General features: G+C 64.0%; 29 protein-coding genes, 1 tRNA gene, 1 pseudogene and 1 riboswitch. Of the genes and pseudogenes, 17 read left to right on the forward strand and 14 right to left on the reverse strand.

Annotated elements, in window-relative coordinates; translation table 11 throughout:
- Positions 1-89: 89 nt before the first annotated feature.
- The gene (locus tag BMI01S_RS11335; RefSeq protein WP_028213417.1) at positions 90-848 is read left to right on the forward strand and encodes a 3-hydroxyacyl-CoA dehydrogenase; all 759 of its coding nucleotides are present in this window, start codon (positions 90-92) and stop codon (positions 846-848) included.
- 84 nt (positions 849-932) lie between these two features.
- Here BMI01S_RS11335 and BMI01S_RS11340 read toward each other — a convergent pair whose 3' ends face one another.
- The gene (locus tag BMI01S_RS11340; RefSeq protein WP_036019920.1) at positions 933-1772 is read right to left on the reverse strand and encodes a SirB1 family protein; all 840 of its coding nucleotides are present in this window, start codon (positions 1770-1772) and stop codon (positions 933-935) included.
- A gap of 5 nt (positions 1773-1777) precedes the next feature.
- Positions 1778-3328 carry a murein biosynthesis integral membrane protein MurJ gene (gene murJ, locus BMI01S_RS11345; protein WP_028213419.1) on the reverse strand — a complete coding sequence of 517 codons (1551 nt, stop codon included), beginning with the start codon at positions 3326-3328 and terminating at the stop codon, positions 1778-1780.
- Between the two features lie 481 nt (positions 3329-3809).
- Here murJ and rpsT point away from each other — a divergent pair, with 481 nt between their 5' ends.
- On the forward strand, positions 3810-4082 hold the full coding sequence (gene rpsT, locus BMI01S_RS11350) for a 30S ribosomal protein S20 (RefSeq protein WP_028213420.1): 273 nt from the start codon (positions 3810-3812) through the stop codon (positions 4080-4082).
- A 169-nt stretch (positions 4083-4251) separates the two neighbouring features.
- On the opposite strand, the gene BMI01S_RS11355 is transcribed toward rpsT, so the two are convergent.
- Entirely contained in the window at positions 4252-4599 is a 348-nt protein-coding gene (locus BMI01S_RS11355) for a DUF3579 domain-containing protein (protein WP_028213421.1), read from the reverse strand.
- A 623-nt stretch (positions 4600-5222) separates the two neighbouring features.
- Between BMI01S_RS11355 and argF the strand changes: the two genes are divergently transcribed.
- Positions 5223-6152, forward strand: a complete 930-nt coding sequence (gene argF, locus BMI01S_RS11360) for an ornithine carbamoyltransferase (RefSeq protein WP_028213422.1) — start codon at positions 5223-5225, stop codon at positions 6150-6152.
- 82 nt (positions 6153-6234) lie between these two features.
- Here argF and BMI01S_RS11365 read toward each other — a convergent pair whose 3' ends face one another.
- Positions 6235-7050 (reverse strand): IclR family transcriptional regulator, encoded by an 816-nt coding sequence (locus BMI01S_RS11365; protein ID WP_036019901.1) that lies wholly within the window; start codon positions 7048-7050, stop codon positions 6235-6237.
- 112 nt (positions 7051-7162) lie between these two features.
- Between BMI01S_RS11365 and BMI01S_RS11370 the strand changes: the two genes are divergently transcribed.
- Complete coding sequence (locus tag BMI01S_RS11370; protein ID WP_028213424.1) at positions 7163-8353, forward strand: acyl-CoA dehydrogenase; 1191 nt, start codon at positions 7163-7165, stop codon at positions 8351-8353.
- Positions 8354-8446: 93 nt separating this feature from the next.
- Here BMI01S_RS11370 and BMI01S_RS11375 read toward each other — a convergent pair whose 3' ends face one another.
- Positions 8447-9085: a peroxiredoxin gene (locus BMI01S_RS11375; protein ID WP_028213425.1), complete on the reverse strand. Its 639-nt coding sequence runs from the start codon at positions 9083-9085 to the stop codon at positions 8447-8449.
- Between the two features lie 358 nt (positions 9086-9443).
- On the opposite strand from BMI01S_RS11375, the gene BMI01S_RS11380 reads away from it, so the two are divergent.
- The 3 genes from BMI01S_RS11380 (at position 9444) to BMI01S_RS11390 (ending at position 10919) form a co-directional block, all read left to right on the forward strand.
- Positions 9444-9746: a DUF883 family protein gene (locus BMI01S_RS11380; RefSeq protein WP_007584918.1), complete on the forward strand. Its 303-nt coding sequence runs from the start codon at positions 9444-9446 to the stop codon at positions 9744-9746.
- A 192-nt stretch (positions 9747-9938) separates the two neighbouring features.
- Positions 9939-10325 (forward strand): phage holin family protein, encoded by a 387-nt coding sequence (locus BMI01S_RS11385; protein ID WP_028213426.1) that lies wholly within the window; start codon positions 9939-9941, stop codon positions 10323-10325.
- Positions 10326-10448: 123 nt separating this feature from the next.
- Positions 10449-10919: a DUF3318 domain-containing protein gene (locus BMI01S_RS11390; RefSeq protein WP_036019903.1), complete on the forward strand. Its 471-nt coding sequence runs from the start codon at positions 10449-10451 to the stop codon at positions 10917-10919.
- Positions 10920-10952: 33 nt separating this feature from the next.
- On the opposite strand, the gene BMI01S_RS11395 is transcribed toward BMI01S_RS11390, so the two are convergent.
- The 7 genes from BMI01S_RS11395 to glyA form a co-directional block, all read right to left on the reverse strand.
- Positions 10953-11387, reverse strand: coding sequence for a type IV pilin protein (locus BMI01S_RS11395; RefSeq protein ID WP_028213427.1), 435 nt, complete (start codon positions 11385-11387; stop codon positions 10953-10955).
- 17 nt (positions 11388-11404) lie between these two features.
- Positions 11405-11950 carry a pilus assembly PilX family protein gene (locus BMI01S_RS11400; RefSeq protein ID WP_042289177.1) on the reverse strand — a complete coding sequence of 182 codons (546 nt, stop codon included), beginning with the start codon at positions 11948-11950 and terminating at the stop codon, positions 11405-11407.
- Entirely contained in the window at positions 11947-12744 is a 798-nt protein-coding gene (locus tag BMI01S_RS11405; protein WP_042289180.1) for a PilW family protein, read from the reverse strand. Before BMI01S_RS11405 ends, BMI01S_RS11400 begins: the two co-directional genes overlap by 4 nt.
- On the reverse strand, positions 12741-13178 hold the full coding sequence (locus BMI01S_RS38075; RefSeq protein ID WP_154671191.1) for a hypothetical protein: 438 nt from the start codon (positions 13176-13178) through the stop codon (positions 12741-12743). Before BMI01S_RS38075 ends, BMI01S_RS11405 begins: the two co-directional genes overlap by 4 nt.
- Positions 13175-13711, reverse strand: a complete 537-nt coding sequence (locus BMI01S_RS11415; protein ID WP_036021733.1) for a GspH/FimT family pseudopilin — start codon at positions 13709-13711, stop codon at positions 13175-13177. Before BMI01S_RS11415 ends, BMI01S_RS38075 begins: the two co-directional genes overlap by 4 nt.
- A 156-nt stretch (positions 13712-13867) precedes the next feature.
- Positions 13868-14350 carry a transcriptional regulator NrdR gene (gene nrdR, locus BMI01S_RS11420; protein ID WP_028215206.1) on the reverse strand — a complete coding sequence of 161 codons (483 nt, stop codon included), beginning with the start codon at positions 14348-14350 and terminating at the stop codon, positions 13868-13870.
- 24 nt (positions 14351-14374) lie between these two features.
- The gene (gene glyA / locus BMI01S_RS11425; RefSeq protein WP_028215207.1) at positions 14375-15622 is read right to left on the reverse strand and encodes a serine hydroxymethyltransferase; all 1248 of its coding nucleotides are present in this window, start codon (positions 15620-15622) and stop codon (positions 14375-14377) included.
- Between the two features lie 160 nt (positions 15623-15782).
- A riboswitch (ZMP/ZTP riboswitch) is annotated at positions 15783-15929 on the reverse strand.
- 197 nt (positions 15930-16126) lie between these two features.
- Here glyA and ydfG point away from each other — a divergent pair.
- From ydfG to BMI01S_RS11475, 10 genes are all read left to right on the forward strand, one after another.
- Positions 16127-16873, forward strand: coding sequence for a bifunctional NADP-dependent 3-hydroxy acid dehydrogenase/3-hydroxypropionate dehydrogenase YdfG (ydfG, locus tag BMI01S_RS11430; RefSeq protein WP_028215208.1), 747 nt, complete (start codon positions 16127-16129; stop codon positions 16871-16873).
- A 67-nt stretch (positions 16874-16940) separates the two neighbouring features.
- Complete coding sequence (gene ybgC / locus BMI01S_RS11435; RefSeq protein ID WP_028215209.1) at positions 16941-17435, forward strand: tol-pal system-associated acyl-CoA thioesterase; 495 nt, start codon at positions 16941-16943, stop codon at positions 17433-17435.
- 154 nt (positions 17436-17589) lie between these two features.
- Complete coding sequence (tolQ, locus tag BMI01S_RS11440; RefSeq protein ID WP_028205324.1) at positions 17590-18267, forward strand: protein TolQ; 678 nt, start codon at positions 17590-17592, stop codon at positions 18265-18267.
- Between the two features lie 24 nt (positions 18268-18291).
- Positions 18292-18738, forward strand: coding sequence for a protein TolR (gene tolR / locus BMI01S_RS11445; protein ID WP_036021737.1), 447 nt, complete (start codon positions 18292-18294; stop codon positions 18736-18738).
- Complete coding sequence (gene tolA, locus BMI01S_RS11450) at positions 18735-19733, forward strand: cell envelope integrity protein TolA (RefSeq protein ID WP_028215211.1); 999 nt, start codon at positions 18735-18737, stop codon at positions 19731-19733. Before tolR ends, tolA begins: the two co-directional genes overlap by 4 nt.
- A 134-nt stretch (positions 19734-19867) precedes the next feature.
- The gene (gene tolB / locus BMI01S_RS11455) at positions 19868-21160 is read left to right on the forward strand and encodes a Tol-Pal system beta propeller repeat protein TolB (RefSeq protein WP_028215212.1); all 1293 of its coding nucleotides are present in this window, start codon (positions 19868-19870) and stop codon (positions 21158-21160) included.
- An 18-nt stretch (positions 21161-21178) separates the two neighbouring features.
- Positions 21179-21685 carry a peptidoglycan-associated lipoprotein Pal gene (pal, locus tag BMI01S_RS11460; protein WP_028215213.1) on the forward strand — a complete coding sequence of 169 codons (507 nt, stop codon included), beginning with the start codon at positions 21179-21181 and terminating at the stop codon, positions 21683-21685.
- 23 nt (positions 21686-21708) lie between these two features.
- A complete protein-coding gene (gene ybgF, locus BMI01S_RS11465; protein ID WP_028215214.1) occupies positions 21709-22458 on the forward strand; it encodes a tol-pal system protein YbgF in 750 nt (249 codons plus the stop codon).
- Positions 22459-22662: 204 nt separating this feature from the next.
- Positions 22663-22738 (forward strand) — tRNA-Lys (locus tag BMI01S_RS11470).
- Between the two features lie 273 nt (positions 22739-23011).
- The gene (locus BMI01S_RS11475) at positions 23012-23350 is read left to right on the forward strand and encodes a hypothetical protein (protein WP_028215215.1); all 339 of its coding nucleotides are present in this window, start codon (positions 23012-23014) and stop codon (positions 23348-23350) included.
- A 291-nt stretch (positions 23351-23641) separates the two neighbouring features.
- Here BMI01S_RS11475 and istB read toward each other — a convergent pair whose 3' ends face one another.
- Together istB and BMI01S_RS11485 are read right to left on the reverse strand one after the other, a co-directional pair.
- Positions 23642-24430, reverse strand: a complete 789-nt coding sequence (gene istB, locus BMI01S_RS11480) for an IS21-like element helper ATPase IstB (protein ID WP_028215216.1) — start codon at positions 24428-24430, stop codon at positions 23642-23644.
- Positions 24427-24757, reverse strand: a pseudogene (locus tag BMI01S_RS11485) (IS21 family transposase); the annotation flags it as partial. The pseudogene BMI01S_RS11485 and the gene istB, both read right to left, overlap by 4 nt.

Here is a 24757-nt window from a genome sequence, read left to right on the forward strand (position 1 = left end):
CGACGCCAGCCGGCCCGCTTGGTTTTTGGTCGGCGTCGCGTGGGCCTGCTCGCTGCGCGCGGCATAGCCACATCGAAAGGAGACGAAACATGCAGATCCGCGGCAACGTATTTCTCATCACCGGCGGCGCGTCGGGGCTCGGCGCGGCCAGCGCGCGCCTGATCGCAAACGAGGGCGGCAAGGTCGTCATCGCCGACCTCAACGAGGACGTGGGCAACGCACTCGCCACGGAACTGGGCGGCGCATTCGTGAAGTGCAACGTCGCGAGCGAAGAGGACGGCGAGCGCGCCGTGGCCGCGGCAACGGCGCTCGGCACGCTGCGCGGCCTCGTGAACTGCGCGGGCATTGCGCCGGCCGTGAAGACCGTGGGCAAGGACGGCCCGCATCCGCTCGATGCGTTCTCGAAGACCATCTCCGTCAATCTGATCGGCACGTTCAACATGATCCGCCTTGCAGCGGCCGCCATCGCCCAGACGCCACCCAGCGAAGGCGGCGAGCGCGGCGTGATCGTCAACACGGCATCGGTGGCCGCGTACGACGGCCAGATCGGCCAGGCGGCCTATGCCGCGTCGAAAGGCGGGGTCGTCGCCATGACGCTGCCAATCGCGCGCGACCTCTCGCGCAGCGGCATCCGCGTGATGACGATCGCACCCGGCCTCTTCGAAACGCCGATGCTGCTAGGCATGCCCAAGGAAGTGCAGGATGCGCTCGGCGCGATGGTCCCGTTTCCGCCGCGCCTCGGCAAGCCTGAGGAATACGCGATGCTCGTCAAGCAGATCGTCGAGAACCCGATGCTCAACGGCGAGGTGATCCGCCTCGACGGCGCGATTCGCATGCAGCCGAAGTGACGGCGCGCGCGGCTCCCGCGCGATAAAAAAAGCCCGCGACTTCATCGCGGGCTTTTTCGTCCGGGCCTGTTTCAGTCGCGCATGTCACTCATTATCGAGCGCGCGCTGACGCAGTTCCTGCAACTGCGATTCGACGACGGTCGCGTCTTCCGCTTCCGGGCGCTCGTCGAGATAGTGTTCGAGGTCTTCCAGCGCGGGCCGCAGATAGTCGAGCCGCGCGTAGGCGAAGCCGCGATCGCGCACCTCCTCGATCGTTTCCGGTAGCAGGATCACCAGCCGCTGCTGGATGGCAAGCAGGCGCTGCCAGCGTTCCGTCTGCAGATACACCGACTTCAGGTTGCGCAGCATGCGCGCGACGATCTCGCGGCGCGTGGCCGGCTCGAGCAGCATGCGCAGCGCGCGTGCCACCGAGTCCCCTGCATTGGCCACGAAGGGCTCGAGCATTTCCACCATGTCGGATTCGGTGAGCGTGCGGCCCGTAGTCGGATCGAGCATTTCGTCGCCTTCGGGCAGCGCGACGCGCAACAGGAAATGCCCCGGAAACGACACGCCCTTCACCGGGAGCCCTAGCTGGGCCGCCATCTCCAGATACAGCACCGCGAGCGAAATGGGAATGCCGCGCCGGCGTTTGAGCACGACGTTCAAGTGGCTGTTGTCGGGGTCGAGGAAGTCGTTGAGATTGGCCGCGAACCCCATCTCGCGAAAGAAGCAGCGGTTGAGCACGCCAACCTGTTGCCGCACGTCCGCGCCTTCCGGCATGCGGCGGCGCACACGCAGCGCGAGCTCGTCGATCTCGGCGAGCGTGCCTTGCAGATCGAGATCGGGGTAGGCGTCCTGCGCGATCGCGAGCGCCGCCTCGGTGAGCGGCAGACTCTCGTCGTCGGCAACGAGCGCGCTGAAATAATCCAGAACCCGCGTAGTCATCGTCGTCACTTCGCCCGCCTCTTGAAGTACGCGTATTTGAAGCCCATCAGCCACAGCATACCGAAATATAGCGCCGCGAACAGGACGAGGCACGCCCCGAGCAACGCGATGCGCGCGAGCGGTGCATGGCGCAGGCCGATCCAGTCGTAGCTGATCGCACACCAGTGCATGGCTCCTGCCAGCACGAGGCATGCCCCGAGCAACTGCACGAAAAATGTGGTCCAGCCCGAGGACGGCATATAGATGCCGCGGCGGCGCAGCCCGATGAAGAGCAGCAGTGCGTTCATGCAGGCGCCAAGGCCGACCGACAGCGTGAGGCCCGCGTGCGAGAAGATCGGCACGAAGAGGTAGTTGCTGATCTGCGTGGCGATGAGCACGCCTACGCCGATCTTCACCGGCGTCTTGATGTCCTGGCGCGCGTAGAAGCCCGGCGCGAGGATCTTGATGAGGATGAGGCCGACGAGCCCCACGCCGTAGGCGGCGAGCGCCCGGCCCGTCATGACGACCGAGTTGGCGTCGAACTTCCCGTAATGGAAGAGCGTCGCCGTGAGCGGCTCGGCGAAGAAGAACAGCGCGACCGCCGAAGGCGCGGCGAGCAGGAACGTCACGCGCAGGCCCCAATCGAGCAACGCCGAATACTCCTGCGGGTCGGCGTCGACATGCGCCTTCGAGAGGCTGGGCAGCAGGATCGTGCCGAGCGCCACGCCGAGCAGCGCCGTGGGGAACTCCATCAGGCGATCGGCGTAGTTGATCCACGACACCGCACCCGCCCCCAGACGCGAGGCGATATTGGTGTTGATGATGAGGCTGATCTGCGCGACGGAAACGGCAAACATGGCCGGCACCATCTTCGCGAGCACGCGCTTGACGCCTTTGTGCGCAAGCGCCTTCAGCGGATTCAGGCCGATGCGCGGCATCATGTCGATGCGCTTCAAGCCCGGCAGCTGCACGGCGAACTGCAGCACGCCGCCCACGATTACGGCCCACGCGAGCGCGTAGACGGGCTGCTTCATGTGCGGCGCGAACGCCACGGCCGCGACGATGAACGAGACGTTGAGCAGCACGGGCGCGAACGCGGGCAGCGAGAACTGCTTGTACGTGTTGAGCACGCCCGACGCGAGCGACGTCAGCGAGATGAACACGATATAGGGGAACATGATGCGCGTCATCGTGACGGCGAGCGGGAAGGCTTGCCCGTGGCTCTTCAGACCCGAAGCGACAACGATCACGACAAACGTGGCGCCAAAAATGCCCAGCAGCGAGAGGATCGCTAGCGCCCAGGCGAGGACGGTCGACGTGGCATCGACGAGTGCGCGGGTGGCGTCGTGGCCCTTCTGGTTCTTGAACTCCGCGAGAATCGGCACGAACGCCTGCGAAAAGGCGCCTTCCGCCGAGATGCGGCGCAGCAGGTTGGGGATACGAAACGCGACGTAGAAAGCGTCGGTGTACTGGCTCGCGCCAAATGCGCGCGCAATCAGCGTTTCTCGGGCCAGACCGGTCACGCGCGACAGCAGCGTGAAGCCGCTGACTGTCAGCAGGGCTCGGAATAGATTCATGGGGCGGTCATTATACGGGCCCTGCCCGATCCATCGCGGATGCGCACGATACGGGGCGTCAGGGCTCGGGCAAAGGCCTTCGCGGCAGCGCAAGCGACCGGCGGGCAACGGCAAAGGGCGCAGATCTGACCACGTCGCGCTGAAGGCGTTCATCCCTCGGAAGGACAGTGCCGCGCCGAGTTCCGGATGATTGCCAATCTCGCGCTCTTATTGCTATAATTGCCGATTCGAGTTCTCCAGCAGTTCTCGAAGCACGTCTCGGAAAGGAAGCGGGCATCTGCTTTGGCACAAGAGGCGTGGCTGGGAAGCAGTCAAAAGCAGTCAAAAAGAGCGATTGCAATCGAAGATTGCAGCGCACGCAACCCGGCAAATACCGTTTTGTCGTTTCAGGACTCGCTCCGGAAGGACAAATCCAGGCAAAGAGCGTCGCCCAGCCAGACTCGAAAGTCGGGCTCACGCTCCGCAAACACAAGGAATCGCAATGGCAAACTCCGCACAAGCACGCAAGCGCGCCCGTCAGGCCGTCAAGGCAAACGCCCACAACTCGGCACTGCGCTCGAAGTTCCGCACGGCCATCAAGGCTGTTCGCAAGGCAATCGACGCCGGCGACCAGGCCAAGGCTGCAGAAGTTCTGAAGGCATCGGCAAAGACGCTCGACATCATCGCCGACAAGAAGATCGTTCACAAGAACAAGGCCGCTCGCCATAAGAGCCGCCTGGCTGCTGCCATCAAGGCCATGCAAGCCGCTCAGTAAAGAGATGCGGACTGCCGGCCACGGCTGGCAGCACCCTCTTTGAACTGCACGACAAAAAACCCGCTTCGGCGGGTTTTTTGTTTTTCGGCCTGGCTCGTCGCACCGCTCATCGGCGTAAAAAAACCCGCCGAAGCGGGTCGTTCGTCGTACCGCGCCCGCACGCCACCGGTTAGCGCGCGCCGCCCTGCTGGGTCGCGTGATCTTGCGGCAGTTCGCATGCCTCGGTCACGACGAGATCGTTGTCCTTGGCGAAGGACATCACGAAATTGAAGGCCATCGGCTCGACGTCCTTCAGACGCGAATCCAGCACCACGACCTTGAGGTCGCCGATCATCGTCGGGCGGACATACAGCGAGTAGCGCAGATAGGCATTCGGTCCGCGCGCATTGGCCGGCGCCTTCGGGCCGAAGCTCGACATCACCCCTGCAAGACGCTCCGACCAGTCGCTCGGACGAAACTTCTTCCCCGTGCTGGTGATTCCTTGAATGAAGTATTCGGTTGGAGCTTCGTCGGCCATGCAGGTGTACCTGTGTGTGTAGCTGCTGGGTGCGTTTGCAGCATGTAACGGCGGCACGAGCGCTACGCCCACGCTGGCACCGCGGGATGCCGACCCGCCGCCATGCGCGTGAACAGTCCGATTGGATCAGGAACGGCTGCCCGCGCACCCGCCCGGCATCCAGTCTCGAAAATCGCCGCCGAGAGGTGTCACAAGGAAGTATTGCAACGCGATCGACGTCGTGCTTCGGTGGACTGCCAGTCACCGCACAGGCCGCTCCCACGGGCTTGCCTGCCCGGCTTGCCTGCCGTCAGGCCGCGAGGTGATGCCATCGTGGCTCAGGTGTTGCCACCCCACGCTCAGGGCCCGTTTGTCGTGCCTAAGAAATCTCCCGGATTATAGCGTACCGACCGTTTTGACGCACCGCACACAAGACGGCCAATCGGCATAACCGGAGCGTGACGAGGCTCGGAAAATACCGACCAAAGGACGAGGCATGGTGCGCCTGCGCGCTTTGCCCAATTCCAGGGCAACTCGTCAAACTGCGGAAAATCCTTTATGCTGCTTTGACTTACCACCAACCGCAGCGGCGTCGCCGGCTCCAACCTGCAGTTCGAGGCCGGATCGGGCGCCGTTTCCGTTTCATGACTTCCCGGACCATACGCCATTACCTGCAGTTCAAGGATTTCTCCCTTGACGAATATGATTATGTGCTGGAGCGCGCGCGCATCCTGAAGCGCAAGTTCAAGAACTACGAGACCTATCACCCGCTGCACGACCGCACGCTGGCGATGATCTTCGAGAAGAGCTCCACGCGCACGCGCCTGTCGTTCGAAGCCGGCATCTTCCAGCTGGGCGGCCACGCCGTGTTCATGAACACACGCGATACGCAGCTCGGCCGCGGCGAGCCGATCGAGGACTCGGCGCAGGTCATCTCGCGCATGGTCGACATCATCATGATCCGCACGTTTGGCCAGGACATCCTCCAGCGCTTTGCCGAAAGCTCGCGCGTACCGGTCATCAACGGGCTCACCAACGAGTACCATCCCTGCCAGGTGCTGGCCGACATCTTCACGTTCTACGAGCATCGCGGCCCGATCCGCGGCAAGACGGTCGCGTGGGTCGGCGACGCGAACAACATGCTCTACACCTGGATCGAAGCCGCACAGATCCTCGACTTCAAGCTGCGCATCTCCACCCCGCCCGGTTATCCCCTCGATCCGGCGCTGGTCGCACCGGAAAGCAAGCCGTTCTTCGAGGTGTTCGAAGACCCGCACGTCGCCTGCGACGGCGCGGACCTCGTCAGCACCGACGTTTGGACGAGCATGGGCTTCGAGGCCGAAAACGAAGCCCGCAAGCAGGCCTTTGCCGACTGGTGCGTCGACGCGCCGATGATGGCCCGGGCCAACGCCGACGCGCTCTTCATGCACTGCCTGCCCGCGCACCGCGGCGAGGAAGTGAGTGCCGAAGTGATCGACGGGCCGCAGAGCGTGGTTTGGGACGAGGCGGAAAACCGTCTGCACGTGCAGAAGGCGCTCATGGAGTTCCTGCTGCTCGGCCGCCTGAATCACTGAGCCGAATACACTCCGCCTTGCAAAAAAGCCGACTCCCGGGTGACCCGGGACTCGGCTTTTTTCGTCCGCTTTGGCGCTGTTGTCAGACCGTTTCGCCAAGCCGTCGCGCGAGCGATTTCAGGAGCGGCGCCACGCGCTCGCGGAACACTTCGGGCCCCATCGACGAAGCCGGCCCGCTGCAGCTGAGCACGAGCCAGCGCCGCTCGCGCGGCTCGCGAAACGGCACGGCGACGGCGTTCACGTCTTCGTGCCAGTCGCGAAACGAATAGCAGCACCCTTCCCTTCCAAAGACCTCGATCTCGCGCTTGGCGGCTTCGACCAGCGCCGGCCCCCCGGCGCCCGCCGCTTTTTCCAGCTCCGCGAACAGTGCCGTGCGCACGTCGATCGGCTGCACGGCGAGGTACGCGCGGCCCATCGAACTCGTCAACATCGAGAGCCGCGAGCCCGAAGCGAGACCGAGCGTGAGCGCAGTCTCGCTGCGAATCGTCTCCAGATAGATCATGTCGAGGCCGTCGCGGCATCCCAGCGACACCGCCGCGCCCACCTCCCGAGCGAACGCGCGCATGTGCGGCCGCGCAAGTTCCAGCGTGTCGGTGCCCGAAAGCAGCGCAAAGCCAAGTGAAAGCACGCCGGCATCGAGCGCGTATTTGCCGAGCGTTTCATCGAGGCGCAGATAGCCGAGCACGGTGAGCGTGTAAGCGAGCCGGTTCACGGTCGCCTTCGGCAAACCGGTGCGCTCCACGAAATCGCGGTTGCCGAGGAGCGTCTCGCCCGGGCGAAACGCCCGCAGCAGGTCGAGCCCACGAGCGAGCGCGACGACGAACTTGCGCTCGTCGATCGGACCCTCCGCCAACGAAGAAGTAAACGGTGAGCTAGTCGTCGATTCGGATGCAGACATGGGCGCGAGAGTGCTACACTAAAGTCAATTTGCAAAACATTGTTCCGCATAGCGGAACATTCGTCAAGCGCAAATTCGCCCATTTCAAGGATTTGAGGAAAGGAGAGACACCATGGCCGCACACGCCCAGTTCCATTGGGAAGACCCGCTTCTGCTCGACCAGCAGCTCACCGAAGAGGAGCGCATGGTGCGCGACGCCGCTGCCGCGTACGCCCAGGACAAGCTCGCGCCGCGCGTGCTGGAAGCATTCCGCCACGAAAAGACGGACGCTTCGATCTTCCGCGAGATGGGCGAGGTCGGCTTGCTCGGCCCGACGATCCCCGATCAATACGGCGGCCCCGGCCTGAACTATGTGAGCTACGGTCTGATCGCGCGCGAAGTCGAGCGCGTCGATTCGGGTTATCGCTCGATGATGTCGGTGCAGTCGTCGCTCGTGATGGTGCCGATCTTCGAATTCGGCTCGGAAACGCAAAAGCAGAAGTATCTGCCCAAGCTCGCCAGCGGCGAGTGGATCGGCTGCTTCGGCCTCACGGAGCCGAACCACGGCTCGGATCCGGGCAGCATGGTCACGCGCGCGAAGAAGGTGAACGGCGGATATTCGATCTCGGGCGCGAAGATGTGGATCACGAACTCGCCGATCGCCGACGTGTTCGTCGTCTGGGCAAAGCTCGAGGAAGACGGCAAGGACGACATCCGCGGTTTCATTCTGGAGAAGGGCTGGAAGGGCCTCTCGGCGCCGGCCATCCACGGCAAGGTGGGCCTGCGCGCGTCGATCACCGGCGAAATCGTGCTCGACGAAGTGTTCGTCCCCGAAGAGAACATCATGCCGGGCGTGAAGGGGCTGCGCGGCCCCTTCACCTGTCTGAACTCGGCGCGCTATGGCATCGCCTGGGGCGCGCTGGGCGCCGCGGAGGCGTGCTGGCACACGGCGCGTCAGTACGTGCTCGACCGCAAGCAGTTCGGCCGCCCGCTGGCAGCGAACCAGCTCATCCAGAAAAAGCTCGCCGACATGCAAACGGAAATCACGCTCGGGCTGCAAGGCTGCCTGCGTCTTGGCCGCATGAAGGACGAAGGCACGGCCGCCGTCGAGATCACGTCGATCATGAAGCGCAACTCATGCGGCAAGTCGCTCGACATCGCGCGTCTTGCGCGCGACATGCTGGGCGGCAACGGCATCTCGGACGAATTCGGCGTGGCGCGCCACCTCGTGAACCTTGAAGTGGTCAACACCTACGAAGGCACGCACGATATCCATGCCCTGATCCTCGGCCGCGCGCAAACGGGCATCCAGGCGTTCTTCTGATCGCCGCCCCGCTCCGCGCCACCAGCGCCTGAAAGAAACGCCGCACGATTCCGCTCACGTGCGGCGTTCTTGTTTGGTCCTTGTCCGAACGGCTTATTTGTTCGGCTGCGGCGTCAAGCGCAGATACGGACGCAGCGCCTTGTAGCCCTTCGGGAACTTCTGCTTGATGACCTCTTCGTCCTTCAGCGACGGGACGATCACGACGTCATCGCCCTGCTTCCAGTTTCCGGGCGTGGCGACCTGATAGTTGTCGGTGAGTTGCAGCGAGTCGATCACGCGCAGCACTTCGTCGAAGTTGCGGCCCGTACTCGCCGGATAGGTGATGATGAGGCGCACCTTCTTGTTCGGGTCGATCACGAAGAGCGAGCGCACGGTGAGCGTCTCATTCGCGTTCGGGTGAATCATGTCGTACAGCGTGGATACCTTGCGATCGCCGTCGGCGAGAATCGGAAAGCCGACGTTCGCCGCCTGGGTCTCGTTGATGTCCTTGATCCACTCGCTGTGCGACTGGGCGCTATCCACGGAAAGCGCGATCGTCTTCACATTGCGCTTCTCGAACTCGTCCTTGAGCTTCGCGGTCAGGCCAAGCTCGGTCGTGCAGACCGGCGTGAAGTCGGCCGGGTGCGAAAACAGCACGCCCCAGCTATTGCCGAGCCACTCGTGGAACTTGATGTGACCAATGCTCGAATCCTGCTCGAAGTCGGGCGCGATATCGCCGAGACGTAGACTCATTTCGATTCCTTTGAACGCGGGGTGTACGCAGCTGGAACCAAACGGGGCATAGCCCGTTGATCCAGATCCAGTGGACGTTTACAACGCTCAAGCATACCGGTCTGGTCGCGCCCCGCTAACGAACTTCGCCTCACACCGGTATGAGTTTTTGTAATTTCGAGCCGATTGAGGGAAACTTTAGGTGCCGGATCAACTCAATGGTTCTTCCAACGCGCGTCGCTGCCCGGTTATCGATGCCGCGTTCGCTCGCGGCGGGAACAAGTTGTGCGAACGGGGGATCGTGGCGACGCGTCACGCTTGCCAGCGCCCGTATCTTTGTTACGATTCACGCGTGATGTGACACGATGGGAGCCAGTCAATGTCAGAAGTCAACAAGGAGAGGCTGATGTCCGATATCAAAACCGTCCTCGCGGATGCAGAGGACCTGCTCAAGCAGGCAGCGAGCGCTACGGGCGAGCGTGCCTCGGAATTGCGCGAAACGGCACTGTCGCGTCTGAAACAGGCGAAAGAGAAGGCAGCCGACGTCCAGGTCGTTGTGGTCGAGAAAGGCAAAAAGGCGGCGCGCGCCACTGACGACTACGTTCACGAGCATCCGTGGGCGTCGATCGGCATCGCTGCCGGCGTGGGCGTGCTGGTCGGCTTGCTGATCAACCGCAAGTAAGCCGGCGCTCGCCGCCAGGCGTGGGCGCTCGCAGCAGCGCTCGCGTCAAGCGGGCGAGCCATTCGAGCCGCCTGCGCGCTGACGACGTGTCGCTGGTCATCGCGCAGCGCAGCCTCGTCCCGCCGGGCGACACCGGCGGCTGTTTTTTGTTGTCCTCTGCCCGGGCACCCGCCTGCGCCACCTGCCATCGCCATGACGACAGACACCCACACGCAGCGACACGAACACGGGGCGTTGCGCCGATTGCTCGGCTCAGCGACCGCGATGGTTCAGACACGCCTCGAACTCATCGGCATCGAACTGGCCGAGGAAAAGGATCGCTTGATCGCCGTGCTCTTCCTCGGCCTCGCGGGGATGATGTTCGCGATGCTTGCCTTGATCGCGCTGACAGCGCTCATCGCCATCGCCTTCTGGGACACGTACCGTTGGCAGGCGCTCGCAGGGCTCACGTTCGTCTATGCGGCCTCGGCCGTTTTCTGCGGACTGAAGGCGCGTCGCGGCCTGCACACCGCGCCACTCGTCTTCCAGGAGACGCTCGAGGAGTTCCAGAAAGACCGCGATGCGTTGCGCAACCCGTAGCTGGCAATATTCACGATGCGCCGCGCGTTGCGAGGCGCAGTGCCAGAGGTTCTGCCGGGCGCGCTGCGCGCCTGCAACCGCCGGCGCCCCCAGCCTCTAACACGATAGCCGAGAGCCGACGCCATGAGCCATCCGCATCCGGACACCGCCTTCCGCCCCCGCCACAACCGCTCTCACGACCTCTCCGCACCGCAAATGCGGGCGCTGCGCAAGGAATTGCTCCTGGTGCGCGCGAGCGTAGAGCGCGCCGAAATGGCAGAATCGCTCGCGGAAATCCGCGCGTCGCTCAGCAATTTCCGCGCGCTGCGCTTCCTCGTGCCCGGCTTCGGTCATTCGAGCGCCGGCGGCATGGCTAGCGGCCTCGGTAAGCTGATCAAGCGGTATCCGCTCCTCGGTTCGCTCGCCTCGCTCATCCTTGCCAAGCCGCTGCGTACGCGCGTCTTTTCGGCCGCGCGACCCGTCATCAAGTGGGGCGGCCTGGCCTTTACCGCATGGGAGGCGTATCGCGTGTGGCAACAGGTGCGGCGTCAGCGCGGCGCCTCGACGATCCGCCCAGCACGCGATACATCCGCCGAAGAAGATCTCACCGGCTGATCACCGGTCGCTCCCGGCACCCCGGCCTCACGCTCAACGGTCCCGCCAGCACATCTGCGAGGTGGCCGCCGCGACGCTGCCGCCCGCCACCTGATTGCTGCGCGCACCGGTGGCGTCGAGCACGAAGGCGCCACAAGCATCGCCGCGCATCGGCCCGCTTTCCACGGGATCCGCCGCAATGGCGTAGCCGCCGTTGGACTCGTCCGCAGGCAAGAGGTGCAAGCGGTAAGCAGGCGGCCCGGTCGCTGGAGCTCGATAGAAGCCTGCAGGCAATGCCGTCATCGACGTGGCCTGCATGTCGATGAACTGCGCCGCCCGATAGATCGCAGCGACGGCGTCGATACGATGTCCCCTCGCAATCTGCTCGCGCCACCCCGGCAGCGCGAAAGCGGCGACGATGGCCGCCGCAGCCAGCGCAATGACCAGCTCGAGCAATGTGAACGCGCCGCACCGATCGCTTCTCGTCATTCTTCCAGCCTCCCTCTTCAAAACGGCCTTGCGACGACGTGACGCCAGTGATGCTCGACGCGCGTCACATCGCCCGCTGCTTCGACGACCACCTGGTCCTGCAGCCAGCTTTGCGTGTCTTCCGATGCACCGAAGCCGCGTGCCGTCACGAGATACGCGCGAGCCTGGGGACGGCTGTCGATCCGCCACGCCTCGACGAAGCATTGCGGCGCGCGCCCCGAGCCCGGCCAGCTGGCAACGGGCATCACGGCTTGCCGCTCGAAACTATCCTGCCGTCGCCACGCTTGTGGCTCGCCGGATTGAACGGCATCGGCCGGTGCGGCCAGCGAACCATGGGTCAGCGCGCGCGAACACAGCAGGAGCGCGGCGTCGGCGGCATGGAAGGACTGCAGATGATCGGCTACGGCATCTGCGTTGCGTCGAGCCAGCAGCGCCGCCTCGAACCATGCCGCCGACGTCACCAGCATCATCGCGACAATGAGCAGTACGACGGGCAGCGCAACGCCGCGATGCGCGGGCCGCGTGCGGGAGAGGCGGCGATCCCGATGCGAGGTCGCACTCATGACGCCGCCTGCGCCACGTTCCGCAGCACGATGTGACGCCAGAAAGCTTGACGCGCTCGCCCATCGGAGCCGACAGCCTGCACACCATCGCAATCGACGTAGCGTGTGCGCCGGGGAAACGCGGCACCGCGCACCAGCACGCACAGGTCGACCGCGACGACCCCCGCCCACTGATCGCGCGCGAAGGCCGAAGCATCGAGCGCCTGCGCCGCACCCGCGGTCCAGTAGCGCACCCGCAGGCGCTCGACGCCCTCGACCAGGGGCTGCGCCGTCCCAACCTTGCCTGAGCCTTCGCAATAAAGCTCGGTGTCCCCTGTCGACCCGCTCACCTTGGCGTGATAGCGGTTCACGATCTCGACGCCCGCCGCTCCCACCGCCTGGCCGAGGCAATCGGTGGCCTGACCGCTTGCGGCGGGCCACGTCGATATGCCGTCGCCTTGATAGCGCACAGCGAGTCCGTCTGAGCGGCTCGATAGCGACTCGCAGGCCAGCGCGGCATCGGCACCGCCAGGCCGCCCGGCTGTGCAGCCAAAGATGGCCGGGCCGGCCAGGGGCGCGCGTGCATCCGCAGCAACGAATCCCGCCATCTGAATCTGCTCGCCGATCAACATCAACGCGTTCATGCCGGCCTCGTGGATGCGCGCAGTGTCGCTCGCATAGGCGAAGGCCTGGCGTTGCGACCGATATGCCGACAACGCGCCAAGCGTCACTACGAGGCCAAGCGCGACGGCGATCGTGAGTTCGAGGAGCGTATGGCCCACTTGCGGGCGCACCTTGGCGGGGCGTCCGCTCATCGCAAAAACGCGAGAGCGACGCAGTCGCGCCCCTCAGGCACCGTTGCGTCGATACACGGCACGACGCGAGAGGGCGCCGCCGAACCCGGTGCCGCGACGAACCGGGCGGCCGCCCAACTGACGGTCGCGATCGACGCATCGCCTCCCGCGCTCGACGTGGACGACTGCCCGTCGGGCAGAATGGCCGCTGTCAGCGCCTTCCACTTGTCCGTTGCAGCAGTCGTTGGACCTGCGCCCCCCGCCGCGCGCAGGGCTTCGGCAAAGGCGGAAGCAGCAAATGCGGCACGTTCGCGAGCCTGCGCAACCTGCGCGTGCCTGGCCATCCCGAGATGGGTGCTCATCAGGCCGAGCGCGCACGTCGCCATCATGCCCAGTGCAACGGCGACTTCCAGCAGCGTCGCCCCCCGAAGGTCACGCTCTCTCCCCGCTCTCATGACGCCGCCGTGCATGAGCCGTCGCTGATGCGCGCGCGGCCGCCCGCCGCGATGCGTATGCAGCGCCGCCATGCTTTGCCGGGTTGCGAGGCAGACGCAACGCGCGGCCCGATCTCGAAGTTGCGCAAGGTGCCGATGGTCTGCCCCGCGGGCGGCGTGAACGTGATGGATGCGAGCCCCGACGCTACGGCGACGGCATCGAGCGCTGGTTGCACGCGCAACGGCACGTAGGCGCCGGCGCGCTCGATCATGACAGCCCAGCCGCACGACCAGTCGGCGAGTCCGGACGGACACGCTTTCGCGGCGGCAAGACAGTTGCGCGCCGCGTCGACGCGGCAGACGGTGACGCGTGCCTTACGCCGTATCGCCTCGTTGCGCGCATAGGCGAGCGTGCCCAGCATCGCATTGGCACGCGCATCGACCTGGTCGCGCACGCGCCAGGCAGTGAATACGGGCGTCGAAACCATCGCGCCGATCGCCAGCAGGGCGATGACGACCATTGTCTCGACGAGCGTGAATCCTGGGTATTTCATCAGCAATCCTCAGTGTTAGCGGATTGCCATCAATCTACGGACGAACGGGAAACGAAACAATTAGCCGAACGGCTAGCTGGTGCGCGCAGCGGCGGCTCGCGAGAATGCAAGCGTCACGGCAGCGGCAATGAAGGAGGAAAGAAGATGCGAATGCGCTCAGCGCTTTTTCGTGGGCGTGGCGCCAGTGCCGGCGCGGCGGAATTCCTCGATCACGTCTTCGAATTCGGAGACATCTTCGAAACGGCGGTACACCGAAGCAAAACGCACGAACGCGACCTTGTCGAGTTCGCGCAATTCGCCCATCACGAGCTCGCCAAGGCGCTCGCTGCGCACTTCGCGCTCGCCGCTGCCGAGCAGCTGATACTCGATGCGGGCAACCGCCGCGTCGATCGCGTCTGCCGCGACCGGGCGCTTGCGCAGCGCCAGTTGCATGCTCGCCATGATCTTGCGGCGGTCGAATTCCGTGCGGCTGCCATCCTTCTTGACGATGGCCGGCATCGCCAGCTCGACCCGCTCGTACGTCGTGAAACGTTTGTCGCAGGCCGGGCAACGGCGGCGGCGCCGGATCGCGGCGCCGTCTTCCGAAACGCGCGAGTCGACGACCTGCGTGTCTTCGTGCCGGCAAAACGGGCAGCGCATGCTAAGGCTCAGTCAGCGCGCGGCTTAGCGATAAACCGGGAAGCGCTTCGTCAGCTCGGCGACTTGCGCCTTCACGCGCTCGATCGTCGCGGCATCTTCCGGATTGTCGAGCACGTCGGCAATCAGGTTGCCCACCTGCTCGGCTTCCTTCACGCCGAAGCCGCGCGTCGTCATGGCCGGCGAACCGAGGCGGATACCGCTCGTCACGAACGGCTTTTCCGGGTCGTTCGGGATCGCGTTCTTGTTCACCGTGATGTGCGCGGCACCGAGCGCAGCTTCGGCGGCCTTGCCGGTGATCTTCTTCGCGCGCAGGTCCACGAGCATGACGTGGCTTTCCGTGCGGCCCGAGACGATGCGCAACCCGCGCTTGACCAGCGTTTCCGCCAGCACGCGCGCATTCTCGACCACGTGCTGCTGGTAGGCCTTGAATTCCGGCGAGAGCGCTTCCTTGAACGCCACGGCCTTGCCCGCGATCACGTGCATGAGCGGACCACCCTGGATGCCCGGGAAGATCGCCGAGTTGATCTGCTTCTCGAACTCGGCCTTCATCAGGATCACGCCGCCGCGCGGGCCGCGCAGGCTCTTGTGCGTGGTCGTGGTGACGAAGTCGGCGAACGGCACCGGGTTCGGGTAGACACCCGCGGCGACCAGGCCAGCGTAGTGCGCCATGTCGACCATGAAGTACGCGCCCACGCTCTTCGCGATCTTCGAGAGACGCTCGAAGTCGATGCGCAGCGCGAACGCCGAGGCGCCCGCCACGATCAGCTTCGGCTTGTGTTCCTGGGCGAGCTTTTCGGCCGCTTCGTAGTCGATGTCTTCGGCTTCGTTCAGCCCGTAGCTCACGACGTTGAACCACTTGCCCGACATGTTGACGGGCGAGCCGTGTGTGAGGTGGCCGCCGTGCGCGAGGCTCATGCCCATGATCGTGTCGCCGGGCTTGAGCATGGCGAAAAACACACCCTGGTTCGCCTGCGAACCCGAGTTCGGCTGGACGTTCGCGGCTTCGGCGCCGAAGATCTGCTTCACGCGGTCGATCGCGAGCTGCTCGACGATATCCACGTATTCGCAGCCGCCGTAATAGCGCTTACCGGGGTAGCCTTCGGCGTACTTGTTGGTGAGCTGCGAACCCTGCGCGGCCATGACCGCGGGCGACGTGTAGTTTTCCGACGCGATGAGCTCGATGTGCTCTTCCTGGCGACGGTTCTCGAGTTCGATCGCCTTGAAGAGTTCGGGATCGACGTTGGCGATGGTGCTTTCGGCTCTGTCAAACATACGGATTCCGTTAAGTGTGTTCAGGTTGACCGGGTCTCGCGCGGAACGCGTAGCGGGTACGCGGCGCTGCTGGCGAAGAGGCCAGCCTTGACGTGGCGGAAGGAGGTGCCGCACACACGAGGCAGGACAGCCCCGGCAGCGCTAACGAAAGCGCGCGGAATCAGGCTGCCCAGGCGAACGGCAAAACGGCGCCCTGCGCTTCACGGTGGGTCGTTCCACCTTGAGTCCCCAATAGCACGCGCGTTGCTGCCTTCAACACGGTCAGCACGGCTAATCCGGAACCCTATCGCCAGTCACGCAGGGATTGAGCGCGTTAGTGTATTGGAACGGCAACGAATAGGCAACCGCCTGCGCGAGGCCCCGGTGGGCGCGCCGCGACCGGGGCTCCCGCGAACACCGGCGCCGGCTACGCGGCCCCCACGTGTCCTGTCCCTTCCTTGCCGCAACGCGGCATTGGAAGTAGGCTTTCCCCTTTCCTCGCCTTTTACCGACCAGGGAGCCATCATGATCGTTTTTGTCACCGGCGCGTCTGCGGGCTTTGGCGCCGCCATCGCCCGGGCGTTCGTAAAGGGCGGACATCGCGTCGTCGCCACTGCTCGCCGCAAGGACCGCCTCGACGCCCTCGCCGCCGAACTCGGCAACGCCCTCCTGCCCATCGAACTCGACGTGCGCGACCGCGCCGCGGTCGAAGCCGCGCCCGCCGCGCTGCCGCCGGAGTTCGCAGCCGTCGACGTGCTCGTCAACAACGCCGGCCTCGCACTCGGCGTCGAGCCCGCCCAGAAGGCCGACCTGGACGAGTGGGAAACCATGATCGACACCAACTGCACGGGGCTCGTGCAGATCACGCATGCGTTCCTGCCAGGCATGGTCGCGCGCAACCGCGGCCACATCTTCAATCTCGGCTCGGTGGCGGGCCGCTGGCCGTATCCGGGCGGCAACGTCTACGGGGCGACCAAGGCATTCGTGCGCCAGTTCAGCCTGAACCTGCGCGCCGACCTCGCGGGCACCGCGCTGCGCGTGACCGACATCGAGCCCGGCCTGTGTGGCGGCACCGAGTTCTCGAACGTGCGCTTTCGCGGCGACGACGCGAAGGCGGCCAACGTCTACAAGGACGTGCAACCGCTCACGGCCGAGGACATCGCCGACTCGATCTACTGGATCGCCACGCGCCCTGCCCACGTCAACATCAATACGATCGAACTGATGCCGGTCGCCCAGACGTTCGCCGGTCTCAGCATCCACCGCGGCTAAATTTCCTTACATATCTGTTGCTTACGTCAGCCGGACGAAAGACGTAGGGGCCGCGCGTTCCGGTAGAATGCGCGGCATGGAAAATTCCACCAGCAAGCCGGATGCGGCGTCCTCACCGGCCGGGCGCGGCTTTTCGTGGCCGGTCCGGGTCTACTACGAGGACACCGACGCGGGCGGAATCGTGTTTTACGCGAATTACCTGAAGTTCTTCGAACGCGCGCGCACCGAATGGCTGCGCGCGTGCGGCGTCGATCAGCGTCGGCTCGCCGGGGAAACGGGCGTGCTCTTCGTCGTGCGCAGCACTGCGCTCGATTACCGCTCGCCCGCGCGCCTCGACGACGTCGTCACGACCGTGAGCCGCGTCGAGAAGCTTGGCCGTGCCTCCGTCGACTTCGTGCAGGAGGCGTGGCGCGACGACACGCTGCTCGCTACGGGCACCATTCGTGTAGCTTGCGTCGATGCCGCAGCCATGCGCCCGGCCCCAATTCCGGACCGCGTGCACGAAGCCCTGCAGCGCGGACCACAGAAAGACCTGTACGCCGTGTCAACGGCAGTGCAGTAGTTACCGTTGATACGACGCCAGTGAACTCGCGCCGCTCAATGCAGGACCAAGCAGGGTTCGGCCGCGACAGCGCGAAAGCTTCCCAAACGCCCAGGGGAAGCCTTGCGTCGTCTCGCAGCCGCTCGCCCCTTTCGGGACGTCACAACGAAACAATATGAACACTACGCAAGATCTGTCGATCATTTCACTCGTTCTTAATGCGAGCATACTGGCACAGGCGGTGATGGGGCTCCTTTTGCTCATGTCGCTGATTTCCTGGACTTTCATTTTCCGCAAGTGGTTTGCCATCCGCCGGGCGCGGTCCCAGACGGAGCGCTTCGAGCGCGACTTCTGGTCGGGCGGCGATCTGCAGGCGCTCTACCAGAGCGCAGCCAACAACCGTCACACGATCGGCGCGCTCGAGCGTATCTTCGAATCGGGCATGCGCGAATTCCTGAAGGCGAAAGAGAAGCGCCTGAATGATCCGAGCCTCGTGCTCGACGGCGCGCGCCGCGCCATGCGCGCGGCGTTCCAGCGCGAGATGGACGCGCTCGAAGCGAATCTCTCGTTCCTCGCTTCGGTCGGCTCGGTGAGCCCGTACATCGGTCTGTTCGGCACGGTGTGGGGGATCATGAACGCGTTCCGGGGCCTCGCGAACGTGCAGCAGGCCACGCTCGCCAATGTCGCGCCTGGCATTGCCGAAGCGCTGACGGCAACCGCGATCGGTCTGTTCGCCGCGATTCCGGCGGTGGTCGCGTACAACAGCTACGCGCACGACATCGATCGTCTGGCGATCCGCTTCGAAACTTTCATCGAAGAGTTTTCGAATATCCTGCAGCGTCAGGCCCACTAATCTTCACTAAGCAAGGAGTCGAAGATGGGAGGCTCAGTCCGTTCGAGCATGCGAGGCAGCCGCTCGCGCCGCGCGATGGCCGACATCAATGTCGTGCCGTATATCGACGTGATGCTGGTGCTGCTCGTGATTTTCATGGTGACGGCGCCGCTCGTCGCGCCGTCCATCATCAACCTGCCCACCGTCGGCGGTGCGTCGCAGCAACAACAAACACCGCCCGTCGTGGTCAACATTCGACCCGACGGCACCTTGAGCGTACGCTATAAGGATGACTCCGGCGCCACGCAGCAGGAAAGCATGACGCGCGCCGATCTCAACGGCTTCGTCGCCGACCGCGAGCAGAGCCATCCCGACCAGCCCGTGGTGATCGCCGCCGACAAGTCCGTCAAATACGAGACGGTGATGAACGTGATGTCCGACCTGAAGTCGCATGGGGTCAAACGTGTCGGACTGCTCGTCAAATCGCAATGACCCGGAAGAACGATTCCTATCCGCTGCAGCCTCCGCGCGAGCGTGGCACAGTACGTGCTATCGCGCTCGCGGTGCTGATGCACGTGCTGCTCGGTCTATTTCTCTATCACGGCATCCACTGGCAGAACAGCACGCCGGCCGGAGAGGAGGCGGAACTCTGGACCGAGGTGCCGGACGTCTCCACGCCGAAGCCGCTGCCGCCGCCCGCGCCGGTCGCCCCTGCCCCTGCCCCGCCGCCGCCGCAAGCCGAGGAAGCCGACATCGCCCTGCAACAGCAAAAGCGTAAGCAGCAAGAGGCAGCGCGCGAGGCGCAACTGGCCGAGCAGCAGCGCATGAAGCAGCAGGAAGCCGAGGCGAAGCGCCAGCAGCTCGCTGCGCAGCAGGCGGCGCAGCTCGCCGCTCAACAAAAGGCGGAAAAGCTCAAGAAGCAGCAGGAGCAGCAACAGGCCACCGCTGAAAAGCAGAAGCAGTTGCAACAGCAGGACGCGCTCAAGAAACAGCAGCAGGAAGAGGAGCAGCAGAAGCAGGCGAAGCTCGAGGCGCAGAAGAAGGCCGATGCCGAGAAGGCGGCCAAGGCGAAGGCGCAGGCTGACGCCCAGGCGAAGAAGCTCGACGCGGAACGCCGCGCCCGCATTGCGCAGATGCAAGGCGCCATGGGCGGCGGTGAGGGCTCGAGTGGCAACGGTCTTGCGAAGAGCGGGACCGGCAGCGGCTCGGGCGGCAATGCGACGTCGCCGGGCTATGCGGACAAGGTGCGGCGCCGCGTGCGTCCGAACATCGTCTGGTCGGGCGAAACGGCGGGTCTCGAAACGGAAATCGCGGTCCGATGCTCGCCAAGCGGCACGCTGCTAGGCGCGAACATCACGCGCAGTAGCGGCAACCAGTCGTGGGACGATGCCGCGCTGCGGGCGGTCCAGCGCTCCGATCCGATGCCGGTCGACACGGATGGCAAGACGCCTGCGAGCTTCAAGATCACCTTGCGCCCGGCTGGCTAACGGCGACCGCAAGGCATGGAAGGATTGATGAAAGCCGGCGCGCGACAGCGAAAAACGGAACGATTCGAACGTTCCCGGGTCACTCTGCTGTCGCGCGGTGCGACAAAAATCGCTTATTCAGGAAACATCACAGCATGAGTTTGATGACGAAGCTTGGCCTGCGAACCCTCGTCGCGTCCTGCCTGATTACGGCGGGCGGCGCAGCGAACGCACAACTCAACGTCCTCGTCACCGGCGTGGGCTCCACCCAGTTCCCCATCGCGACGGCAAACTTTGCCGGTGAAGCGAATTCGCCCGAGCAGGTCGCCGCCATCGTGCGCGCCGACCTGCAACGCAGCGGGAAATTCACCAATATCGACGCCGGCGGCGCGCCGGTTTCGGAAAACGACTCCGTCGATCTCGGCAGCTGGAAAGCCAAAGGCGCCAATGCGTTCGTCGCGGGCAGCGTGAACAAGCTCGCCAACGGCCAGTACGAAGTGCGCTTCAAGCTCTACGACACCGTTAAGGGCGAGAGCCTTGGCGGCCTCGTGCTCACGAGCCCGGCGACCGGTCTGCGCATGACCGCGCACAAGGTAGCGGATTACATCTATCAGAAGCTGCTCGGCGATCGCGGCGTGTTCGCCACGCGTCTTTCGTACGTGATCAAGACGGGCAACCGCTTCCAGCTGCAGGTTTCGGACTCCGACGGACAAGACGCGCACATCGCGCTCTCCAGCCCCGAGCCGATCATCTCGCCGGCCTGGTCGCCCGACGGTACGAAGGTCGCTTACGTATCTTTCGAAAAGAAAAAGCCGATCGTCTACGTGCACGACCTTCCCACGGGTCGCCGCGTGATCATCTCGGACCAGAAGGGCAACAACTCGGCGCCCGCCTGGTCGCCCGATGGCCGCACGCTCGCGGTAGCACTGTCGCGCACGGGCAACACGCAGATCTTCGCCGTCAATGCCGACGGCTCCGGCCTGCGCCGCCTCACGCAAGGCACGACGATCGACACCGAACCCACCTACTCTCCTGACGGACGCTGGATTTACTTCACGAGCGACCGCGGCGGCCAGCCGCAGATCTACAAGATGCCGGCCCAGGGCGAAAGCGCCGGAGCGGCGCAACGCGTGACGTTCTCCGGCAACTACAATACGAGCCCGAAGGTCAGCCCGGACGGCAAGCAGCTGGCGTACATCTCCCGCACGGGTGGCGGATTTAAACTGTACATTCAAGATCTGCAGTCCGGGGTCGCCACGGCGCTCACTGACACCACACACGACGAATCGCCCAGCTTCGCGGCGAACGGTCAGTACCTTCTTTACGCCACACAGGTGAACGGCCGTGGCGTGCTGGCCGCTGTTTCGACCGATGGTCGTACGCGGCAAATCCTGTCCGTTCAGGGCGGCACCGTACGCGAGCCGTCCTGGGGTCCTTTCATGCAATAACACTTCAGGAGAGAAAAGATGATGTCGAAGAAAGTCCGCCTGGCCCTGGCCGTTCTGATGATCGGTGCATTGGCAGCGTGCAAGTCGGGGGTCAAGGAAGAGAACGCGAACGCCGGTGCGATGAGCACCCAGCCGAACCCGAACGCGGTCGCCCAGGTGAACGTCGATGAGCTGAACAACCCGAACAGCCCGCTCGCCAAGCGCAGCGTGTACTTCGATTTCGACAGCTACGCCGTCAAGGACGAGTACCAGTCGCTGCTGCAAGCTCACGCGCAATACCTGAAGACGCACCCGGAACGTCACGTCCTGATCCAGGGCAACACCGACGAGCGCGGCACGAGCGAGTACAACCTGGCGCTGGGCCAGAAGCGTGCTGAAGCGGTCCGTCGCGGTCTCTCACTGATGGGTGTGGCTGATTCGCAGATGGAAGCTGTCAGCCTCGGTAAGGAAAAGCCGGTCGCAACGGGCCACGACGAAGCGTCGTGGGCGCAGAATCGCCGTGCTGACCTCGTGTATCAACAGTAATTGAGCATTGGATGAAGGGGCGTATGTCGCACCGTTTCTCCTCGCTGCGGATAGCCGCAGCCGCCTGTGTGGCTGGCGTCGCCTTTGCGGCGCTGCCCGCTCACGCAGGTCTCTTCGATGACGATCAGGCGCGCCAGGCGATTCTCGACCTGCGCGCGAAAACGGACAACCTGTCGACCCAGTTGTCCGCCGCTCAACGCACGATCCTCGACCAGTCCAACCACATCGACCAGCTCAACCAGCAGGTCGCCACGCTGCGCGGACAGAACGAGGATATGGCGAACCAGTTGGCGACCCTGCAGAAGCAACAGAAGGACTACTACACGGATCTCGACACGCGGCTCAAGAGGTTCGAGCCGCAGCAGGAGACCGTGGACGGCATGCAAGGCACCGTTCAGCCGGGTGAGATGGACGCGTTCAACGCCGCTTCGCAGCAGTTTCGCAACGGCGACTTCAAGAACGCGGCTGCATCCTTCCGCAGCTTCATCGCGAAGTTCCCGCAAAGTCCTTATCAGCCGACCGCGCAGTACTGGCTCGGCAACGCGCTCTACGCGCTGAAGGACTACAAGGGGTCGACCGCGACCTGGCAAAACGTGGTCAGCAAGTATCCGCAGCATCCGCGCGCCCCTGAGGCGTTGCTGGCGATTGCGAACAATCAGATCGAGCAGGGGCAAAAGGCTGCGGCCAAGCGCACCCTCGAGCAGATCGTTTCGCAGTACGGCAGTTCGGATGTGGCCCAGACGGCGCAGAGCAAGCTTGCACAGCTCAAGTAAGCGCTGCTGGACGGTTGCGGCTCGGCTTTTGGCATCCGCTTTTGGCAGCATTCTGCGGCGCTGGCGTGTGCCAACACCGCGAAACGCGCCTCTCGCACACAGGAAAAGCCCGGGCACGGCGTGTCCCGAGCTTTTTCAATTGGTTTCACGACGGGAATGGGTTGACGCTTTGACCATGCGCCGCTATAATCCCGCTTCTCTTTTGGGTCGTTAGCTCAGCTGGTAGAGCAGCGGACTTTTAATCCGTTGGTCACTGGTTCGAATCCAGTACGGCCTACCAAAAGATTCAAGGGCTTACGTTGCTTCACGGCACGTAAGCCCTTTTCGTTTGTGCAATTCCTGCGCAACTGCGTCAGCAGCTTCCGCTGCCTCCGTAATCGGTCACGCAAGCTTCAGTAGCGCGTTCATAGCCTCGGTGATGTGCACACCGTCTCCATGCGAGTACCGCACGACCATTGCCAGCGCCTTGTGGCCGCTGATCTGCCGCGCGTTTTACCCATAGCCACTCGATGGGCGTACTCAACGGATGCGAAAGCACTCAAGCTCAGGACTGATGTTTCCGGGCAACGCCTTGCGCTCTTCACTTGCCGCGTTGCGCGTGCCGCTCTTCGACCTCGAACGTTTCGACAGGCGCACCGCTCAGATCATTCCACGATCGTTCTGGGCTGGCGCCTTACCAACGACAGCAACGAAGCGCAGTCTGCACTACATCGCCAGTTCGGCTATCGCTTTCAAGTCAATCTGCGTCCTGGTTCGCTGCTGGCAGATGCGCATGCGGCAGAACGAGACCGTCTATCTCACGGTCCTCAGGAAACGCGCTTCGCGCCTTTTCGGCAAGCTGGACGCCCAGATGTCAAGACTGGGTGCTGCCCTTTTATTTGATCTGGCTTAAGCCGCGCAGCGGCGCGTCAGAAAGACGGCGAAGTTCGCGGGAGCCGGTCGGCAACGAGGGCTGTCCGCAGCCCTGTGCTGTGTGCAGCGTCGATGTCCACGGGTCGTCGCTGAATAGCCGTCGTAACGAGTTTTAGACGCTGAGCAAAAACTTGACAGACCTTCTCAGGGCATGAATCTACCCGTTTTCTCATGCGCCCTATTCACGCATGCAGTATGTGTCAACGCCGATTTAAATCTGACCCATTTTTCGACGATGCGCCGAAGTAAAACTGACCCACCCGGGTCCTAATCACGCGGCTGCCTTCGCGCCCGCCCGCGTGCTCGTTTGTCCTGCTTTCCGCTTGTCCTTCAAGCGGTAACTCTCGCCGCTGATTTGCACGATGTGCGCGTGGTGCAACAGCCTGTCGAGCATCGCTGCCGTCAGCGTCTGGTCGTCGGCGAACGCCGAGGCCCATTGCGTGAACGGCAAGTTGCTCGTCAACACGATGGCGCCGCGCTCGTAGCGCTTGGCAACGACGTTGAAGAACAAGTCCGCTTCCTCCCGCCCAAACGGCAAATAGCCGATTTCGTCAATCACGAGCAGTCTCGGCCCGACGACCGCTCGATGGAAGAACTCCTTCAGCCGATTCTGCTGCCGCGCCGTCGCCAGCTGCATCATCAGGTCGGCGGCCGTGATGAACCGCGTCTTGATGCCTGCCTGCGTCGCGCGATAACCCAGCGCACTCGCGATGTGCGTTTTGCCGACGCCGCTCGGCCCGAGCAGCACCACGTTCTCGGCGCGCTCGATGAACGTCAAGCTGGCTAACTCTTGAATCTGCGCTCGCGGTGCGCCGCTAGCGAAGGCGAAGTCGTATTGCTCCAATGTCTTGATGCTCGGCAACGACGCGAGCTTCGTAAGCGTCTGTCGCTTACGTTCTTCGCGTGCATCGGATTCTGCCTGTAGCAATTGCTCTAGGAAGTCGGCCAGGCTCGCATCGCGCGTTGCCGCATGCTGCGCGAGCGAACCCCAATCGCGGGCCATACAGTCGAGCTTGAGCTGCATGCACAAGCCAGCAATGCGTTCGTGCTGCAAATTCATGCGGCCACCTCCAGCAGCGCGTCGTAGACCGCCAACGGATGTTGCAGGCTCTCACGCGGCAACACACGGCGAGGCCGAGACGCCGCCGGCAAGGGCGCCATCTTCGTTGCGGGCAACGGCAGCAACGAAGCCTGTTCAAGCATCAGCCTTGCTGCCGGGCGCTCACGTGTCGTCGCATGAACGCGTACGTTAGCGACTTCGGTGAGCCACCGCCCAATGTGCGCGTTCGCGGCATCGACGTCCAACGTCAGCCCCGATTGCTTGAGGGTAGCCGCGAGCGGCACTACGAAACTCTCCTTCAAATAGCGATTAAAACGTTCGACCTTG

The organism is Paraburkholderia mimosarum LMG 23256 = NBRC 106338 (assembly GCF_000739815.1).
GTDB classification, from domain to species: Bacteria; Pseudomonadota; Gammaproteobacteria; order Burkholderiales; family Burkholderiaceae; genus Paraburkholderia; species Paraburkholderia mimosarum.

Excerpts from the sequence above, each read along its gene's own strand:
- tolR (WP_036021737.1), top strand. The coding sequence starts at position 18,292 with ATGGGAGGCTCAGTCCGTTCGAGCATGCGAGGCAGCCGCTCGCGCCGC.
- rpsT (WP_028213420.1), top strand. The coding sequence starts at position 3,810 with ATGGCAAACTCCGCACAAGCACGCAAGCGCGCCCGTCAGGCCGTCAAG.
- BMI01S_RS11385 (WP_028213426.1), top strand. The coding sequence starts at position 9,939 with ATGACGACAGACACCCACACGCAGCGACACGAACACGGGGCGTTGCGC.
- ybgC (WP_028215209.1), top strand. The coding sequence starts at position 16,941 with ATGCGCGGCATGGAAAATTCCACCAGCAAGCCGGATGCGGCGTCCTCA.
- tolA (WP_028215211.1), top strand. The coding sequence starts at position 18,735 with ATGACCCGGAAGAACGATTCCTATCCGCTGCAGCCTCCGCGCGAGCGT.
- BMI01S_RS11400 (WP_042289177.1), bottom strand. The coding sequence starts at position 11,950 with ATGAGTGCGACCTCGCATCGGGATCGCCGCCTCTCCCGCACGCGGCCC.
- BMI01S_RS11375 (WP_028213425.1), bottom strand. The coding sequence starts at position 9,085 with ATGAGTCTACGTCTCGGCGATATCGCGCCCGACTTCGAGCAGGATTCG.
- BMI01S_RS11405 (WP_042289180.1), bottom strand. The coding sequence starts at position 12,744 with ATGAGCGGACGCCCCGCCAAGGTGCGCCCGCAAGTGGGCCATACGCTC.
- istB (WP_028215216.1), bottom strand. The coding sequence starts at position 24,430 with ATGAATTTGCAGCACGAACGCATTGCTGGCTTGTGCATGCAGCTCAAG.
- ybgF (WP_028215214.1), top strand. The coding sequence starts at position 21,709 with ATGTCGCACCGTTTCTCCTCGCTGCGGATAGCCGCAGCCGCCTGTGTG.
- nrdR (WP_028215206.1), bottom strand. The coding sequence starts at position 14,350 with ATGCGCTGCCCGTTTTGCCGGCACGAAGACACGCAGGTCGTCGACTCG.
- argF (WP_028213422.1), top strand. The coding sequence starts at position 5,223 with ATGACTTCCCGGACCATACGCCATTACCTGCAGTTCAAGGATTTCTCC.
- pal (WP_028215213.1), top strand. The coding sequence starts at position 21,179 with ATGATGTCGAAGAAAGTCCGCCTGGCCCTGGCCGTTCTGATGATCGGT.
- ydfG (WP_028215208.1), top strand. The coding sequence starts at position 16,127 with ATGATCGTTTTTGTCACCGGCGCGTCTGCGGGCTTTGGCGCCGCCATC.
- tolB (WP_028215212.1), top strand. The coding sequence starts at position 19,868 with ATGAGTTTGATGACGAAGCTTGGCCTGCGAACCCTCGTCGCGTCCTGC.
- BMI01S_RS11370 (WP_028213424.1), top strand. The coding sequence starts at position 7,163 with ATGGCCGCACACGCCCAGTTCCATTGGGAAGACCCGCTTCTGCTCGAC.
- murJ (WP_028213419.1), bottom strand. The coding sequence starts at position 3,328 with ATGAATCTATTCCGAGCCCTGCTGACAGTCAGCGGCTTCACGCTGCTG.
- BMI01S_RS11395 (WP_028213427.1), bottom strand. The coding sequence starts at position 11,387 with ATGACGAGAAGCGATCGGTGCGGCGCGTTCACATTGCTCGAGCTGGTC.
- BMI01S_RS11355 (WP_028213421.1), bottom strand. The coding sequence starts at position 4,599 with ATGGCCGACGAAGCTCCAACCGAATACTTCATTCAAGGAATCACCAGC.
- BMI01S_RS11335 (WP_028213417.1), top strand. The coding sequence starts at position 90 with ATGCAGATCCGCGGCAACGTATTTCTCATCACCGGCGGCGCGTCGGGG.
- BMI01S_RS11390 (WP_036019903.1), top strand. The coding sequence starts at position 10,449 with ATGAGCCATCCGCATCCGGACACCGCCTTCCGCCCCCGCCACAACCGC.
- BMI01S_RS11340 (WP_036019920.1), bottom strand. The coding sequence starts at position 1,772 with ATGACTACGCGGGTTCTGGATTATTTCAGCGCGCTCGTTGCCGACGAC.
- BMI01S_RS38075 (WP_154671191.1), bottom strand. The coding sequence starts at position 13,178 with ATGAGAGCGGGGAGAGAGCGTGACCTTCGGGGGGCGACGCTGCTGGAA.
- BMI01S_RS11365 (WP_036019901.1), bottom strand. The coding sequence starts at position 7,050 with ATGTCTGCATCCGAATCGACGACTAGCTCACCGTTTACTTCTTCGTTG.
- BMI01S_RS11415 (WP_036021733.1), bottom strand. The coding sequence starts at position 13,711 with ATGAAATACCCAGGATTCACGCTCGTCGAGACAATGGTCGTCATCGCC.
- BMI01S_RS11380 (WP_007584918.1), top strand. The coding sequence starts at position 9,444 with ATGTCAGAAGTCAACAAGGAGAGGCTGATGTCCGATATCAAAACCGTC.
- glyA (WP_028215207.1), bottom strand. The coding sequence starts at position 15,622 with ATGTTTGACAGAGCCGAAAGCACCATCGCCAACGTCGATCCCGAACTC.
- tolQ (WP_028205324.1), top strand. The coding sequence starts at position 17,590 with ATGAACACTACGCAAGATCTGTCGATCATTTCACTCGTTCTTAATGCG.
- BMI01S_RS11475 (WP_028215215.1), top strand. The coding sequence starts at position 23,012 with ATGTTTCCGGGCAACGCCTTGCGCTCTTCACTTGCCGCGTTGCGCGTG.